Source organism: Psychrosphaera saromensis, from assembly GCF_002954545.1.
Lineage (GTDB): Bacteria > Pseudomonadota > Gammaproteobacteria > Enterobacterales > Alteromonadaceae > Psychrosphaera > Psychrosphaera saromensis.
Genome location: NZ_MSCH01000003.1, coordinates 3,616,889 through 3,632,126, shown reverse-complemented (window position 1 = coordinate 3,632,126; position 15,238 = coordinate 3,616,889). Strand labels below are relative to the sequence as shown.

Here is a 15,238-nt window from a genome sequence, read left to right as displayed (position 1 = left end):
TCGTTTTTATATTGAAAAATATTACAACTCAGTAAGAAGGCATGGCACTCTAGGGTATATGAGTCCCATGCAATATGAAGAATTAAATTAACCCCGTGTCTACTTTTACGAGGTCACATCAACTTTTTTGCTTACAGCTTACAGCTTACAGCTTACAGCTTACGTTCGCGCTACTTCTGCTTCTTAGTCAATAAACGCGCTGCTATTAAGCTAAATAACAAGGTTGGGGTGAATGCCCCAATCACAGTTGGCACTTCATAAATTAATGAAACCGAGCCAAATATTTTATCAAACAAGAAAAACGAAAATCCTGTCAGTATTCCCAATATTACTCTTGCGCCCATAGTCACACTTCTCAGTGGGCCAAAAATAAACGACAAAGCTAATAACAACATAACGCCAACATTAAGTGGCTGGAAAACCTTACGCCACAAAGCCAACTCGTAGCGGCTCGCGCTTTGTTCGTTTTTGTTTAAATAACGTAAATAGTCAACGAGGTCAGACACCGCCATACGTTCTGGTTTTACTGATACTACGCCAAGTTTTTCAGGCGATAAGTCCGTTGGCCAAGGTAATAAGTCTAACTTGGACGTTTCTATTTTATTGCTGTTCCAGTGTCTAATTACAACGTCATCCAACAACCAATTACCATTGCTGATTATTGCGGACTTAGCGTTTATTTGTTGGGTCAGTTTTAATTCGTCATCAAAATCAAAAACTGTCACATTAATTAACTCACCGTCTTCGGTAACTTCTTTTATATTGATAAAGGCGTCACCATCTTTAGCCCACAGGCCTTGTTCGGCTGAGTATAATTGTCCGCCAGAAACGGCTTGGGTTTTCAGTTCTTTGGCTGATTGTGTTGCGTACGGCACGCCCCATTCTGAAAATACCATCATGATCACAATCAAAATGGTACTGGACTTTAATACCGCAGAAACAACATTGGCTTTAGACATACCAACGGCTTGCATAACAATTAGTTCTGAATTACTAGCCATTGAGCCTAAGCCAACAAGCCCGCCTATCATGGCTGCCATTGGGAAAAATATTTCTAAGTCTTGTGGTACGGAATACAAGGTAAATAAGGCGGCAGTTAAAAAAGTAAAATCACCACGGCCAATATACATAACTTGGTCGATAAATCTAAAGAGCGAACTAATCCCAACAAGTACTGCTAAGGTAACGCCAATAGAGCTTAATACAGTGCGACCAATGTAACGGTCAATCATAGACATGCCAAACATGATCAGTCACCTTTCCTTGTTAGTTGTAGCCATTTCTGCCTTATTAAACCGCCGGAGCTTCTATCTTGAATTAGTAATAACATGGCGGTGACTAAACCGAGCAAATGAATCCACCATAAGCCAATGTGAGTCGGTAAATTGCCATCTTCAATGGCTGACTTAGCTAACACTAACAGGATGTAATAAGTAAAAAATATGCCAAGTCCCGGTAGTATTTTACCAAAGCGACCTTGCCTTGGATTTACTGAGGCAAGTGGTACGGCGATCATAGCTAAAATTGGAATGGAAAGCGGAATAGCCAGTCGCCACTGAAATTCAGCAATAGCTTCTAATTCGGTAGATTCAGCAAGTTCAAAGGTCGGTAATGCGGCATAATTACGACTGCGTTTTTCAACGGCTTTATCTTGTAATTGAATTTGGTATTCAGAAAAGGTGAGTCGTTGTGACGTGTTGTCTTTGCCCATGTAATATCTATGGCCTTCAGATAAGACTAAATCTTGCTTACCGTAATCGTATTCAACAACACGGCCTGTGTCAGAATAAACTACGTTATCAACGCCATCTTCATTGGTTTTGGCAACAAATACTTTTCTCATGATTGAGGTTTTACGTTCAATGTCGTGGACAAATACGACGGAGTTTCCGCTGCCCGCTTTTTGAAAGCGGCCAGACGATAAGGTAGATAATACACCTTCAGATGCCGCTTCTTCTTTTACCTGGTATTCATATTCGGCGGCAAGTGGAGCAAAGTATAAAGTAACGCTGCCAGCAACAATGGCTAAGATAAATGCATAAATTAAGGTGACACGAGTCAGGAACCATTCGGACACGCCACAAGCTTTTAATACGCTCATTTCATGGTCGCTGTAAAGTCGGCCATAAGCCAACATTACACCCAAGAATAGACTTAGCGGTAAAATAACGGCAGCAAGTTGCGGAAAGCGCAGTCCAATAATGGAGGCAACAAGATAACCTGGTATTTTACCCTCTGAAGCATCGGCCAATACTTTGACAAATGTTTGACTGAGAAAAATGCTCATGAAGACTATAAAAACCGCAAACTGCGACTTAAATACTTCAGCGGTTAAATAACGCAGAATTATCACAAATAAACCTTAGAAAACTTATACTTTTACTGGAATGTTGCCAATTTATAAGTAAACTTCTTATTTTCATAAGAAAACTATTTTGTAATACTTAAGATATTGATAAGTTAGTTACAATTTTGGCGGCCTAATCATAACAGGCATGGAAGTTATTATAATGATAAATCCATCAATCGCCGATTAAAATTTAATAAAAACAATAAAAAAATAATTAAAGCGTAACGCAATTGGAGAAATCATGGAATTCAGTGTTAAAAGTGGCAGCCCGGAAAAACAGCGTAGTGCTTGTATCGTCGTTGGCGTTTATGAACCACGTAGACTCTCTCCTATTGCTGAGCAACTAGACCAAATTAGTGATGGTTACATCAGCAATTTATTACGTCGTGGCGATCTTGAAGGCAAACCTGGACAAGTTTTGTTATTGCATCATGTACCAAACGTTCTAAGCGAACGTGTATTATTGGTAGGTTGTGGTAAAGAACGTGAATTAAACGAACGTCAGTACCGCCAGATCATCAAGAAAACTATCGACACATTAAACGATACCGGCTCAATGGAGTCAGTGTGTTTCTTAACAGAAATGCATGTTAAAGGTCGTGATACGTACTGGAAAGTAAGACAAGCGGTTGAAGCAACATTAGATAGCTTATACAGCTTCAATGCCTTAAAAAGTAAAAAAGATGAAGCGCGTCGTCCATTACGTAAATTGGTATTTAACGTACCTACACGTCGTGAACTACCACTTGGTGAAAGTGCGATTGAGCATAGCTTAGCCATTTCAAACGGTGCAAAATTGTGTCGTGACGTCGCTAACATGCCACCAAATATTTGTAACCCTGCTTACTTAGCTGAGCAAGGTAAGTCGTTAGAGTCTTACGACAAAGTAACCGTGCAAACCGTTGGCGAAGAAGAAATGGCTGCATTAGGCATGAATTCTTATTTAGCCGTTGGCCGTGGTAGTGACAACGAATCAATTATGACCATCATTAATTACAATGGTGGCAAAACGGACGAAGCACCAATTGTGCTTGTTGGTAAAGGGTTAACCTTTGACTCAGGTGGTATTTCCATTAAACCTGCCGCAGGCATGGATGAGATGAAATACGACATGGGTGGCGCAGCAGGTGTTTTAGGCACCATGCGTTCGTTGGCAGAATTAGACTTACCAATTAATGTAATTGGCGTATTAGCTGGTTGTGAAAACATGACGGGCAGTAAAGCGTATCGTCCTGGTGATGTATTAACTACTATGTCTGGCAAAACGGTAGAAGTATTAAATACCGATGCAGAAGGCCGTTTGGTATTATGTGATGCGTTAACTTACGTTGAACGTTTTGACCCTGAATTGGTTATTGATATTGCAACCTTAACAGGTGCTTGTGTGGTTGCTTTGGGCAAACATGCATCTGGCTTGTTAAGTACACATAATCCTTTGGCTCATGAGTTGTTAAATGCGTCTGAGCAAAGTGGCGACAGAGCATGGCGTTTACCGTTATGGGATGAGTACCAAGACCAGTTAGATAGCCCATTTGCTGATTTTAGTAACTTAGGTGGTAGAGATGCAGGGACAATTACTGCGGCTTGTTTCTTATCTAGATTTACTAAGAAATATAACTGGGCGCATTTAGATATTGCGGGAACTGCATGGGTAAGCGGTGGTGCTAAAAAAGGCTCAACAGGCCGTCCTGTACCAATGTTGACTCAGTTCTTAATGAACCGTGCTGGTATTTCGGTAGAACAGTAGACGGGTATGAACGAGTAATAATAGAACGGTAATTAAGCAGTGATGTTGTAACAAGATTGCTGCTTAAATCTAAAATAAATTAATAGATAACGAATATAACTAATGAATGCAATTTTCTGGATATTATCAGATCAACAACAAGCGCCTGCTCACGCCAAAGCGGCAAATGTAACGGCGCACATTCATTATGCTTGCGTGTTAGCAGCTGACTTATATCGTCAAAATAAAAAACTGTTAATTGGGGTCGAAAACCAAGACCAAGCTCACATTGTTGATGATTGGTTATGGCAGTTTGAAGCGGATAGATTTATCCCTCATAACTTGCCCGGTGAAGGCCCGCATTATGGTTCACCTGTTGAAATAAATTGGGAACCAAGTCAGCAAAGACGTGGCTGTTTTGTTAACATGTGCCAAACACTACCTGATTATGTTGGTAAGTTAAAAGGCGTGAATGAATGGCATGACTTTGTGCCAAACGACGATGTAGGAAAAGCCGCAGCCAGAGAGAGATACAAGTTACTCAAGCAGGCGGGGTTTAACTTAACCACCAATCAAATTCCAGATTCAATTGTTTAAAGCTTGATTATAAAAAGCTAAGCATAAACAGCTAAGCATAAACAGACCAAGTTATAAAAAGCTAAGTTATAAACAGAAAAAATTATACAAAACCAAATTAATCTTTACAGAAATTCAAGGCTAAAACCATCATGGAAACAACTTATAACCCAACCGATATCGAACAATCTTTGTATGAAGAATGGGAATCTAAAGGTCATTTTAAACCTTCAGGTAAAGGGGACAGTTATAGCATCGTCATTCCACCACCAAATGTCACTGGTAGCTTGCACATGGGACACGCGTTCCAACACACAATTATGGACACTCTAACGCGTTATAAACGTATGGATGGTTACAACACATTGTGGCAAGTAGGAACTGACCATGCCGGTATTGCAACGCAAATGGTTGTTGAACGTCAGTTAGCCGCAGAAGGTGACGTTACTCGTAAAGATTTAGGTCGTGAAAAATTTATTGAAAAGATTTGGGACTGGAAAGCCGAGTCTGGTGGCACAATTACCAAGCAAATGCGCCGTTTAGGCAACTCGGTAGATTGGGAACGTGAACGTTTCACAATGGATCCAGGGTTATCAAAAGCCGTTGAAAAAGTATTTGTCGATTTATATAACGACGATTTAATTTATCGTGGTAAACGTTTGGTGAATTGGGATCCAAAGTTACAAACGGCTATCTCTGACTTAGAAGTTGAGAATAAAGATAAAAAAGGTCACATGTGGCACTTCCGTTATCCTTTAGCTGACGGTCAAAAAACGGCAGACGGTAAAGACTATTTGGTCGTTGCTACCACTCGCCCAGAAACATTATTAGGTGATACTGCGGTTGCGGTAAATCCAGAAGATCCTCGTTATAAAGACTTAATTGGTAAATCGATTGTTTTGCCTCTTGTTGGTCGCTTAATTCCAATTATTGGCGATGAACATGCTGATATGGACAAAGGTACGGGTTGTGTAAAAATCACACCAGCGCATGACTTTAATGACTATGAAGTAGGCAAGCGTAACAACTTACCTATGATCAATGTATTAAATTTCACTGGTCACATTCGCACAGAATCTCAAGTATTTAATACCAATGGCGAAGAAAGTGATGTTTATTCAGCAGACTTGCCTGAACAGTTCCAAGGTTTAGAACGTTTTGCAGCACGTAAAGCCGTTGTTGCAGCAATGGACGAGAGCGGAAATCTAGAAGAAATTAAAGAACACGACTTAACCATTCCTTATGGTGATCGTGGTGGTGTTGTTATTGAACCTATGCTGACAGACCAATGGTATGTACGTGTTGAGTCAATGGCGAAAGTAGCCACTGAAGCTGTGGAAAATGGCGATATTCAGTTTGTGCCAAAGCAGTATGAAAATATGTACTTTGCTTGGATGCGCGACTTACAAGATTGGTGTATTTCACGTCAACTTTGGTGGGGACACAGAATTCCAGCTTGGTATGACGAAAATGGCAAAGTATACGTTGGTAACAACGAAGCAGAAGTGCGTGCCGCTAATGGTTTAGGTGACGACGTTACATTACGTCAAGACGAAGACGTATTAGACACTTGGTTCTCGTCTGCACTTTGGACATTCTCAACATTAGGCTGGCCTGATAATTTAGAAGACTTGAAAAAATTCCACCCGACCGATGTATTGGTAACGGGCTTTGACATTATTTTCTTCTGGGTTGCCCGTATGATCATGATGACCATGCACTTCATTAAAGATGAAGAAGGCAAACCACAAGTTCCATTTAAAACGGTTTACGTTACTGGGCTTATCCGTGACGAAAACGGCGACAAAATGTCTAAATCTAAGGGTAACGTAATTGACCCATTAGATATTATTGACGGTATTGAATTAGAAACCTTAGTAGCAAAACGTACTGGCAACATGATGCAACCTAAAATGGCTGCAAAAATTGAAAAAAGTACCCGTAAAGAATTCCCAGAAGGAATGGAAACTAGCGGAACAGATGCACTACGTTTCACTTTAGCAGCGCTTGCTTCAACTGGCCGAGACATCAGTTGGGACATGAAACGTTTAGAAGGTTACCGTAACTTCTGTAACAAACTATGGAACGCTAGCCGTTACGTATTAATGAACACAGAAGAGTTTGATTGTGGCAAAACAGCCACGGACTCTGAATTAGAATATTCATTAGCGGACCGTTGGATCCAAGGGCAAATGCAAAACACCATTAAAACTGTACGTGGCCATTTGGACGCTTACCGTTTTGATTTAGCAGCAAACGCTTTGTATGACTTTACCTGGAACGAGTTCTGCGGTTGGTACTTAGAGCTAACAAAACCTGTGATGACAAGTGGTACTGAAATTCAACAACGTGCGACTCGTAAAACATTGGTTGTGGTATTGGAGTCACTGTTACGTTTAATGCACCCAATCATTCCATTCATTACAGAAACGATTTGGCAGCGCGTACAACCATTAACTGGGCTAACAGCAGACGCTGAAAGCATAATGTTAAATGCTTACCCAACGTATAATGCAGGCTTAGTTGATGAACAAGCGGTTGCCGATGTTGAATGGTTAAAACAGTTTATTCTGGTTATTCGTAACATACGTGGTGAAATGGACTTGTCGCCAAACAAACCAATTAACGTATTGTTACGTAACTTATCAGCACAAGATGTTGAGCGTTTAACCGCCAACCAATCATTCTTAATGGCGTTAGCTAAATTAGAAACAATTAATGTGTTAGCCGACGGCGAAAAAGCACCAGCATCTGCATCAGGTTTAGTTGGTGCAATGGATGTGCTTATTCCAATGGCAGGTTTAATTGACAAAGACGCTGAGTTATCACGTTTAACTAAAGCAATGGAAAAAGCCAACCAAGAGTTGCAACGTGTATCTGGTAAGTTATCTAACGAGAAGTTTGTAAGTAATGCGCCACCGGCAGTTATTGAAAAAGAACAAGCTAAAATGGCTGAGTTCCAACAAACAGTTAATAAATTGAAAGAACAGTACGCAGAGATTGAAGCAATTTAATCGCGACTATTCACAATTTATTCAATTGGCAGCTTACTAGATTTTTAATTTAGTAAGACGTAAAAAAAACGCTAAAAGAGCAATCTTTTAGCGTTTTTTTTTAATAGAAAAGCCTTAACTGTTTTATTTTGTATTCTTGGTATCGAGTTTGGCCTGTTCCCACCAAGTGTCCAATTGTTCTAGGCTGGTTTGGCTGATATCTGCGTTGTTGGCTGTGGCTATGTGTTCCACCTGACGAAAGCGTTTTTCAAACTTGTTATTTGCCGCTTTAATCACTTGCTCTGGGTTTAAACCTAAGTGGCGCGTGACATTGGTTAAGGCAAAATAAAGGTCGCCTAACTCATCGGCAATCGCGTCTATGTTGTCTTTGTTTTCAGTTTCATCTAATCGCAGCTCAGCTTTAACTTCTTCAATCTCTTCACTGACTTTATCAAACGCACCGTGGACATCTGGCCAGTCGAACCCGACACTGGCTGCGCGTTTTTGGATTTTATAGGCACGAGAAATGGCAGGAATAGCTAATGGAATATCATCTAATACGCTAGTGCTTGCAGAGTCTTTTAATTGACGTTCTTTAGATTTTTGTTTTTCCCAGTTTTGTTTTATTTGTTGCTCTGAATCAAATTGAACATCAGAAAAAACATGTGGGTGACGGCTGATTAACTTGTCGCAAACTGTGTTGATCACATCGTTAAAATCAAACAAGGATTGTTCTTGGCCCAGTTGGGCATAAAACACCACTTGAAATAATAAGTCACCAAGCTCACTTTTTAAGTCGACATAGTCTTTGTCTTCGATTGCCTGAGCAACTTCATAGGCCTCTTCAATGGTGTAAGGTATTAACGAATCAAAGGTTTGCTTTAAGTCCCAAGGACAACCCGTTTCTGGGTGACGTAGCATGCTCATTAATGTGGTTAGTTTTTCTAAGCCAGATAACGCGCTGAGTTTGTTTAGGTTTGTGTCATTATTTGTCGCATTAGCACTCATATTCGGATCTCATTTTTTGTACTAGTCATAAGTGCTTACATTCGTTTCACTTCTATCATTTCATCTAACTGGCTTAGTTTGCTTACCACGCGGTTAAACGCACCTACGTTATAGACTTCTAATTTAAGTCCCATAGTCGCAATCTGTTTTTGTACGTCAGACTCTGTGCTCATGCCTAAAACATTTATTTTTTCATTAGCCAGAATACTCGTCACATCTCTAATTAAACCGCTACGGTCATTAGCAATGATACGCAGATTTGAAATATAACCGCCAGAGTAATCTTCTTCCCAGGTGGCTTCTATAAAGCGCTCTGGATGTTCATCCATTACAATTTTAAATTGCTCACAATCTTCTCTGTGAATAACAACGCCACGGCCTTGTGTTATGTAGCCTGCAATTTCATCACCTGGAATTGGGTTACAACAACCGGCAAGTTGGTTCATTAAATTACCAACGCCTTGTAAGATAACGCCGTTTTGGAATTTCTTTTGTTTTCTCGGTTTTTGAATTAAACGTGGATCTATTTCAGGTGTTTCTTCGGTTCTTAATTTAGATTGTATGTAATTAACAACCTGATTTAAACGAACGTCACCACCGCCAATACCAGCCAATAAGTCGTCTAACGTCACCATGTTAAAACGGTCTTTAGCTTGTTCAGCTTCTGTCCAGGGGATGCTTAATCTCGATAGCTCTTGCTCTAAAAGCTGCTTGCCTTCATGTAAGTTTTTATCTTTGTCTTGTTGCTTAAACCAGGTGTGAACTTTAGCTCTAGCACGTGATGAATGAATGTAATCTAAGTTCGGGTTTAGCCAGTCGCGTTTAGGATTGGACTCTTTACCTGTAATGATCTCAATTTGATCACCAGTTTTAAGCTGATAAGTGAAAGGCACAATGCGGTTAAACACTTTTGCGCCAATACATCTATGACCCACATTTGTGTGTATGTGATAAGCAAAATCCAGTGGTGTAGAACCATTTGGTAAGTCAACCACGTCACCTTGTGGCGTAAATACGTATACGCGGTCTTCCACAACTTGGTTTCTTAACTCTTCGGCAAAGTCGCCAGAGTCTGACATTTCTTCTTGCCATTGTAGTAACTTTCTTAACCAAGCAATTTTGTCTTCATAGCTAGAGCCTTTGCCAGATTTAGTTGGCAGAGCGCCTTCTTTATATTGCCAATGCGCGGCAACACCTAATTCAGCGTCGTCATGCATTTCGTCGGTTCTTATCTGAATCTCAATTGGCTTGCCTTCAGGACCAATCACAACGGTGTGAATAGACTGATAACCGTTTGGTTTTGGTGTGGCAACGTAATCGTCAAATTCAGACGGAATATGACGCCAGCTGGTGTGGATAATGCCTAGGCATGAATAACAGTCTTGAATTTTTTCGGCAACAACACGTACCGCTCTTATGTCGAATAACTGGCTGAACTCATAACCTTTTTTCTGCATTTTTTTCCAAATGCTGTAAATATGTTTTGGTCTGCCATACACCTGTGATTTTATTTGCGCGCCGTGTAATCTATCACCTAACTGTTCTACAAAGTCTTCTAGGTATTGTTGTCTCTCGGTTCTTTTTTCTTCTAGGCTTGAGGCGATATTTTTATATATATCAGGCTGTAAGTAGCGAAATGCATAATCTTCAAGTTCCCATTTTAATTGACCGATACCTAATCTGTTGGCCAGCGGAGCATAAATAGTTTGGGTTTCTTTGGCGGCAAGAACACGAGTTTCTTCGTCGCTCTTTTTAATTTCACGTAGAAATACAACTTGTTGAGCGAGTTTGATAACTACGGCTCTAACGTCTTCAATCATAGCGGTTAACATGCGGCGAATATTTTCACCTTGCTCGGGAGAGTATTTAACTCTGGCCGACAATAATCCCATGCTAGCCATTTTAGTAACACCATTTAATAAGTTAATGATATTACTGCCAAATTTCTTTTTAAGTTTATCTCTTACTTTATTGTCTGAAGCTTGGTGCTCAAAATACGGGTATAACAAAGCGGTGATTAAACTGTCGTCGTCCATGTGCAGTTCAAGCAATATTTCAACAATTAATAAACCTTGGCGTGTGAAGTCGGCATCGACCGGCGACAATAATTCAGCCTGCTTTGGTTGTTTCTGTAACCATTGAACGGCGTCATCAATAGCTTGAACAGTATGATCCGCAAGACCAGCAGACATAAGCCACTGTTTGGTATCTTTACTTTCGAGTATATCTTCTAAGTGATGTGCACGAGTTACCGAAACCACAGGCTCTCCTTATTTCTCTTTTTATATTATGTTTCTAACAACGCCATCGCTTCTATATGAGCAGTATGAGGAAACATATTGAGTAAACCTAGTTTCGACAACTTATAGCCACTTTGTTGTAATTCTTTAATATCTCTGACCATAGTGGATGGATTACAAGATACGTATAATATTTTTTTAGGCGCTAATAATGGGATTTTTTGAACTACATCAAAAGCACCATCACGAGCAGGGTCTAATAATAACTTATCAATTGGTTTTAACCACTTGGGTTTGTATTTTAGTACTAATTTAGATAAGTCAGCTTGGTGAGCAGAAATATTATCTATTTGATTTAATTCAGCATTTTTTTGTAAGCGCAAGACCATATTATTGACACCTTCAACGGCAAAAACTTGCTTCGCTTTTAACGCTAACGGCAAAGTGAAGTTACCAACACCACTAAATAAATCTAATACAATATCGTCTTTATTGGGCTCTAGCCACTGTAATGCTTGTGCTACCATTTGCTGATTCACCTGTGAGTTCACTTGAATGAAATCTTCTGGTGAGAACTGGAATCGGCAATTTTGCATTTGGTATTCAAGCTCTGTACCACTTGTGCCATTTAATGCGGATATTTGTTCAAACTCATGTTCGTTATGTTGCAACATAATATTAATGTTGCTTTGTTTAGCAAACTGGCTAAGCCTTTCTTTATCTTCATTTTTAATTGATTCAATGACTCGGAAGATAACAGTGTCGCCATTGTCTAATGCATACATTTGTACATGAGTAATTGCTCTGCGATTGTCTAAACTTTGGATTAACTCTTTTAGCGAAGGCAATAAATCAGTCAAACTTTGAACTAAAATAGGGCATTGAGCCACATCAACAATCTGTTTTGATTTCTTTTGTTTAAAGCCTAATCTGAATGACGTATCTGAGTCGAACCAAATAGATAAGCGAGCCGTACGGCGGTAATGCCAGTCTGAGCCAACAATAGGCTGTTGCCATGGGATATCGGTTAAGCCAAGTTGCTTTTGAAATAAGGTATTTAACGCAAGTTGTTTCGCCTCGGTTTGATGCTCTGGTTGCATATACTGTAACTGGCAACCACCGCACACATCAAAATGAGCGCACTGAGGAGTGACTCGTTTTGGGCTTGGCTCAATCACTTTTAGGGTTTCCCCTTTAATAATTTTTTCGTTGTAGGTTATTGGACGTACTTTAACGACTTCGCCTACAAGCGCACCAGTGACAAAGGCAATTCGGCCAGATTCGGTTCTGATGATCCCTTTACCTTCAGGGTCATAACTCTCAACTTTTGCGACAAAGTCAGGTAATTGCTTGGCAAGAGATTTATGTTTTCTATTCTTACCTGATTTGTTTGGGTTAAATATTTGAGCCATACGAAGGTGTGCCTATGTCCTTAAATCTTATTGATATAGAGAAATGTGAAATTGAGAAAGCTGTATTCTTGTTAGTTTAACAAGTTTAGGATAAGTTATTCTCCCTAAATTTATTTAAATTATACTCGTACTCTCAATGAAAGAACTCTTTTCTTTACGTCAACGCGCGTTGATGATCACTATTTTGCCCACTATCTTAATTGGTCTTTTGTTAGGCGGGTATTTAACTTACAAAAGATATACGGAGTTGGATGAAAATCTAATCCAACGCGGTATCTACCTTTCCGAGCCTTTAAGTATTTTAAGCGCCGATGCTATTTTGCATAATAAGCAGAAGGTATTGGCTCAAGCACTCGACATGTCGCACCGAAAAGCCAGTCCAATAGTGCGCTCAATTTCTGTATTCTTACCAAATCATCAACTTTTTCAGTCGTCTAATTTTCACGAAGACTTTGAAAATATCCGGTTAAAGCCCGGAAAGTTACTAGCTGAAAATACTCGTGTTGAAATAACTGACAACATTATTTACATCCGCAGTCCAATTTATGGTGCTGAGATTGAGAGTGACTCATTTTTATTTATTACCAAAAACGGCCAAACATTATTTGGTTATTTGGTGGTTGAACTCAGCCGCGACCAAGCTTTGTTACAACAACAGTCGTCAATTGTTACTTTAGTGATGATTTTAATATTTGTTATTGCGCTAACCACGGCTTTTGCTTTGTTTTTTATAAAAGACATTATTGCGTCAATTAATCGATTAAACGTCGCTGTGAAAGGTATTACCAATGGCGATTATAAATATCGCGTTAATACGCCTATGGTAGGGGAGTTAGATAACTTAAGGGAAAGCGTTAATGCAATTGCCAAAGCTATGTATGTGGTTACTGAACAAGCTGAACATAACATTAGTGAACACACGCAGGAATTGCAGCAAACCGTAGAGCAATTGGAAGTTCAAAATATTCAGCTTAATATGGCTAAGAAAGACGCATTAAAAGCCAATGAAGTAAAATCACACTTTTTAGCTAACATGAGTCATGAATTAAGAACGCCACTTAATGGTGTGCTGGGCTTTACTCGACAGCTGAAGAAAACCCAATTAAATAATAACCAAAGAGATTTTCTCGAAACCATCGACTCCTCCGGTAATAATTTATTACAGATCATTAACGACATATTAGATTTCTCAAAACTCGATGCTGGAAAAGTAGAGTTGGAGTCAACGCCATTTTCTTTGCGTGATGCGATAAACGAAGTAATGACATTACTCGCGCCAAGTATTTTTGATAAAGGCTTAGAGATCCATCTTAATGTAGATACACGCGTACCTGACGAGCTACAAGGCGACCCAGTTAGACTGAAACAAATAATCATTAACTTAATTGGTAACTCAATTAAATTTACCCGAAATGGTTATATTCGTTTAGATGTGAAGTATTTAGGCAGTCACGATTATGGCCATCATATTAAGTTTATAGTTTCAGATACGGGGATTGGTATAGAAGCTAGCGCCAAAGACAAGTTGTTTGCTGCATTTGGTCAAGCCGATAGCTCCACTACCAGAAAATTTGGTGGGACTGGGCTAGGTCTTATTATTTGTAAAAAAATAGTAGAGAGCATGCGTGGCGGAATTAACTTTACCAGTGAAATAAATAAAGGTTCGGAATTCTTTTTTGATATTTATATTAACGAAAACAATACGGCCATTGGCCAGCAATTACCGCTGGTGGAAATAGAAGGTAAGAAAATACTGTATTTTGCTACCTGCCCACAGGCATCTACCGACATAGGTCAATTGTTGAATGAAGAAACTGAGCTTGCGGTTACCACATGTAACACGGAACAAGCTTACTTGGAGTCTTTGCAACAACAGACGTTTGATATGGTGTTAATCTGCCGAAGAATATCTCCGAGCACCATAGGCGAGCTTAAAAAATGCATAACAATGGCGACAGAATATTGTTCACATGTTTACACTATAGTGAATAGTATTTCGCCTAACTTAAAAGAAGTAAGCATAAATTCAGGAGCTACCGCTTGCTTGAGTATGCCTATTAATCATAGAAAACTGATTAATACTTTAGCAGACCCTTATATAGAAGAAATTAGTCAAGAGCAGCCATTGTCATCTGTGTTTGGTGGGATGAAAGTGCTAGCGGTTGATGATACACCAGCTAATTTAAAATTAATAACCACATTACTCAATGAAATGGGGATGGTTGTTGATATTGCCCATGATGGATTAGTGGCACTACAGCAAGCTAAAAAGCATGTTTATGACGTTATCTTTATGGATATTCAGATGCCAATTATGGATGGCATAACCGCTTGTCAAAAAATTAAAGAATCGTCATTAAATGAAAATACACCGATTATTTCGGTTACGGCTCATGCTGGTGCAGAAGAGCAAAATAGAATGCTCGCAGTTGGCTTTACTGGACACTTAGTTAAACCCATTGATGAAGATATGTTAACTCAAGTGATCTTAGATGTGTGTCCGAGCTGTCGATTGCAATTAAGAGACAACCGAACTGCTGTGATCATTAACCATTCTAATATTGGACTGCCGTTTGCCGATTGCCATCATTTAGATTGGTCGCTAGCGCTTACTCGTGCGGCTGGGAAACAAGACTTGGCTGTTGAGATGTTTACCATGTTGGTAAACAGTATGCCTGATTTATCTGTAGCGATTAAGCAACATTATAGTGATGGGAATGTGGATGAATTAGTAGCGGCAATTCATAAGTTCCACGGTGCTTGTTGTTATACCGGAGTACCTACATTAAAGCAGTTAGCTGAAATTATAGAGTCAGGATTAAAGAGTGAAGGCAAAATTGAATCAATTGAACCTGAGCTTTTAGAGCTGATAGATGAAATTGACCATATAATTAATGATGCAAAAACATGGAATTTAGATTAACAAAAAAGGT

Annotated in this window: 10 protein-coding genes; 5 read left to right on the top strand and 5 right to left on the bottom strand. The window is 39.5% G+C overall.

Going from position 1 to position 15,238, the window contains the following annotated elements:
- The first annotated feature begins 10 nt into the window (after window positions 1-10).
- Entirely contained in the window at window positions 11-91 is an 81-nt protein-coding gene (locus BTO11_RS16735) for an IS3 family transposase (RefSeq protein WP_373295161.1), read from the top strand.
- 79 nt (window positions 92-170) lie between these two features.
- Here the strand turns inward: BTO11_RS16735 and lptG are convergent, their stop codons facing one another.
- Window positions 171-1,247: an LPS export ABC transporter permease LptG gene (gene lptG, locus BTO11_RS16375; RefSeq protein ID WP_105053606.1), complete on the bottom strand. Its 1,077-nt coding sequence runs from the start codon at window positions 1,245-1,247 to the stop codon at window positions 171-173.
- 2 nt (window positions 1,248-1,249) lie between these two features.
- The gene (lptF, locus tag BTO11_RS16370) at window positions 1,250-2,353 is read right to left on the bottom strand and encodes an LPS export ABC transporter permease LptF (RefSeq protein ID WP_105053605.1); all 1,104 of its coding nucleotides are present in this window, start codon (window positions 2,351-2,353) and stop codon (window positions 1,250-1,252) included.
- A gap of 238 nt (window positions 2,354-2,591) precedes the next feature.
- Between lptF and pepA the strand changes: the two genes are divergently transcribed.
- The 3 genes from pepA (at window position 2,592) to BTO11_RS16355 (ending at window position 7,666) form a co-directional block, all read left to right on the top strand.
- Window positions 2,592-4,097, top strand: coding sequence for a leucyl aminopeptidase (gene pepA / locus BTO11_RS16365; RefSeq protein WP_105053604.1), 1,506 nt, complete (start codon window positions 2,592-2,594; stop codon window positions 4,095-4,097).
- Between the two features lie 102 nt (window positions 4,098-4,199).
- Window positions 4,200-4,673 carry a DNA polymerase III subunit chi gene (locus BTO11_RS16360; RefSeq protein ID WP_105053603.1) on the top strand — a complete coding sequence of 158 codons (474 nt, stop codon included), beginning with the start codon at window positions 4,200-4,202 and terminating at the stop codon, window positions 4,671-4,673.
- Between the two features lie 131 nt (window positions 4,674-4,804).
- Window positions 4,805-7,666, top strand: a complete 2,862-nt coding sequence (locus BTO11_RS16355; protein WP_105053602.1) for a valine--tRNA ligase — start codon at window positions 4,805-4,807, stop codon at window positions 7,664-7,666.
- 123 nt (window positions 7,667-7,789) lie between these two features.
- On the opposite strand, the gene mazG is transcribed toward BTO11_RS16355, so the two are convergent.
- The 3 genes from mazG to rlmD are packed head-to-tail and all read right to left on the bottom strand — an operon-like array spanning window position 7,790 to window position 12,305.
- The gene (gene mazG / locus BTO11_RS16350) at window positions 7,790-8,653 is read right to left on the bottom strand and encodes a nucleoside triphosphate pyrophosphohydrolase (RefSeq protein WP_105053601.1); all 864 of its coding nucleotides are present in this window, start codon (window positions 8,651-8,653) and stop codon (window positions 7,790-7,792) included.
- A 35-nt stretch (window positions 8,654-8,688) separates the two neighbouring features.
- Entirely contained in the window at window positions 8,689-10,914 is a 2,226-nt protein-coding gene (gene relA, locus BTO11_RS16345) for a GTP diphosphokinase (RefSeq protein WP_105053600.1), read from the bottom strand.
- A gap of 26 nt (window positions 10,915-10,940) precedes the next feature.
- On the bottom strand, window positions 10,941-12,305 hold the full coding sequence (gene rlmD / locus BTO11_RS16340; protein WP_105053599.1) for a 23S rRNA (uracil(1939)-C(5))-methyltransferase RlmD: 1,365 nt from the start codon (window positions 12,303-12,305) through the stop codon (window positions 10,941-10,943).
- Between the two features lie 136 nt (window positions 12,306-12,441).
- On the opposite strand from rlmD, the gene barA reads away from it, so the two are divergent.
- On the top strand, window positions 12,442-15,228 hold the full coding sequence (barA, locus tag BTO11_RS16335; protein ID WP_105053598.1) for a two-component sensor histidine kinase BarA: 2,787 nt from the start codon (window positions 12,442-12,444) through the stop codon (window positions 15,226-15,228).
- The last annotated feature ends 10 nt before the right edge of the window (window positions 15,229-15,238 follow it).